Genomic DNA, 2,044 nt, shown 5'->3' with positions numbered 1-2,044 from the left:
GGTTTGGCGGGTTTGCTTATGTCACCGATGTCAGCAGAATTCCTCAAAAATCAGTGGAACGATTGCGCGGCTTGGACTTCTTAGTACTTGATGCGTTAAGGTTCAATCGGCATCCCACTCACTTCAACCTCGAACAGGCGCTGGAAGTAGTGAGCCGTATAAAGCCCAAACGCACCGCGCTCACTCACCTTTCGCATGATTTCGACCATGACGAGGTCAATAAGACATTGCCGTCCGGGGTTGAGCTTGCATATGATGGGATGAAGGTAACGATTTAGGTAAGGAAGAAGTATGACTACAAGGAAGATTTATTTCGGCATTCTATTACTTATAGCGTCAATTTGCGCTTGGGGACAGGTCACTTCAAAGGGGTTAGGTTCTGGAGTGCTCCTTTTTCAAGACATCTCAAGTAATCCACCGATCATGGCTCATTGGATTAGAATCGACATGCGTCTGGGAGCGCAAATGACGGTCGAGCTTGCTCAGGATCAGATTATTGCCGAAGATCCGACTAAAGGCAGAGAGGTGCTTTCATCCGCTTCGGGTAGACATCGGGCAGTTGCGGCAATTAATGGTGATTTCTTCCCCTACACCGGTGACCCGTTAGGATTCTGTGTGCGCGGTAACACAATTATTAGCGAACCATACCCGGGGCGAGTGGCTGTTGGGTGGAATTCAGCCGGTAAAGTTGTGATGGGAGTGCCTAAATGGAATGCCGTCATCGTTGCTTCGGATGGGTCTACCTATCCCCTTGGTGGTCTCAATCGCACTCCAAAAAGGGATGAGGCGATACTCCTCACCCCAATCTTTGGAACTCGGCTTGTAACCAATTTTCTAATCGATAAAGTCACTATCCCTGTCATGAGCAAACCGCCTACGGTGGGAAGCACGATTTCGTGCACGGTCGGGACCTATTCTCAAGAGGTGATGGAGGCAGTGATTCCAAAGCAAGGGGCGGTATTGGTTGCGACAGGGCTTGCTTCTCAATTTCTTCGTGAACATGCTACTGCGGGAGCTAAGCTCGAACTCAGGATGCAAGTTGATGAAGAAGTGTCTTGGAAGTCGTGCCAAGAAGTAATCGGCGGCGGGCCGTGGCTAGTGAAAGACGGCAAAGTCTTTGTCGATGCTGAAGCTCAAGGTTTCGAAGCTAAGTTTTACAAAAATCGTCATCCGCGAAGCGCTGTTGGGGTGACGGAAGGGGGAGCGCTTATCCTACTGGCAGTCGATGGGCGGCAGTCGATGAGTAAAGGCATGTCACTCGATGATCTGGCTCGTTATATGCTCGGATTAGGGGTTGTGAATGCTATTAATCTAGATGGCGGAGGTTCAACCGAGTTGATTGCCCGCGGTTCGATTATCAACAATCCATCCGATGGCTCTGAGCGTGCGATTTCCAACCTTATTACCGTTCTTGCCCCGATTAGGGCTAATACTCTTGAAGATGAGTTTTCTATCACACCCGCCGAGGCTACTCTGCAGATTGGTGGAAGTTGCCAATTTACCGTAACAAGTGATAAAACACAAAAGGCTTTGAATAATGATGAGATTGTTTGGGGCAATACCCCCGGAATTGGTTTTATCGATCAAAATGGAAAGTTTCATGCTTTTCGAGAAGGGGATGCGTGCATTTCCGCTTGGGTAAATGGCCGACTTCTACGAGCGGCTATCCATATTGCCCAATCTGCCCAACCTCAGACACCGTCTGTTCAAACTCCGGATGAACCAGGGGATTAGACCTCAACGCCGAGGGAGTGGGCGTAGGAGACGACTTTCTCCCAGGCTTCAAGGGCATTATGGATGGCGATTTGGACTTCTCCATGCTCTTTAGAGAGGCGCATAACATCGTCGGTAACGGTTGGAGTAGCCAGAGCGGTTTCGATTTCTTTTAATCGTTCTTCTAGCTTGTGAACGGCATCCTCCGCTTGCGAAACTTGGTCGACCACACGCTTTCGCTCTTTCGATAGCTCATAGGCGCTGAGTTTTGTTGGGGTTGTTACGGCGGGAGAGCCTTTTGCTTTCTTCTTCTCAAGCGCAAGTTGTTTTC

At 49.4% G+C, this 2,044-nt stretch carries 3 protein-coding genes; 2 read left to right on the top strand and 1 reads right to left on the bottom strand.

The genetic code is table 11. The annotated features are described in order from the left end of the window. Both WCO51_12935 and WCO51_12930 read left to right on the top strand, forming a co-directional pair. Positions 1–278 (top strand): MBL fold metallo-hydrolase (locus WCO51_12935; protein MEI6514159.1); only part of this gene is annotated, 278 nt, incomplete at its 5' end. A 13-nt stretch (positions 279–291) separates the two neighbouring features. Next, a complete protein-coding gene (locus WCO51_12930; GenBank protein ID MEI6514158.1) occupies positions 292–1,734 on the top strand; it encodes a phosphodiester glycosidase family protein in 1,443 nt (480 codons plus the stop codon). Here WCO51_12930 and WCO51_12925 read toward each other — a convergent pair. Beyond that, positions 1,731–2,044: hypothetical protein (locus WCO51_12925; GenBank protein ID MEI6514157.1), on the bottom strand; the 314-nt coding region annotated here is incomplete at its 5' end. The two genes, WCO51_12930 and WCO51_12925, sit on opposite strands and share 4 nt — an antisense overlap.

This window comes from bacterium (assembly GCA_037131655.1).
In the GTDB taxonomy this organism is placed as follows: domain Bacteria; phylum Armatimonadota; class Fimbriimonadia; order Fimbriimonadales; family JBAXQP01; genus JBAXQP01.
The sequence above is the reverse complement of the archived record's forward strand: the minus strand, read 5'-3'. Positions and strand labels throughout refer to the sequence as shown.

Bases quoted from the DNA above. Each gene is read 5' to 3' on its own strand.
- WCO51_12930 (MEI6514158.1), top strand. From the start codon at position 292: ATGACTACAAGGAAGATTTATTTCGGCATTCTATTACTTATAGCGTCA.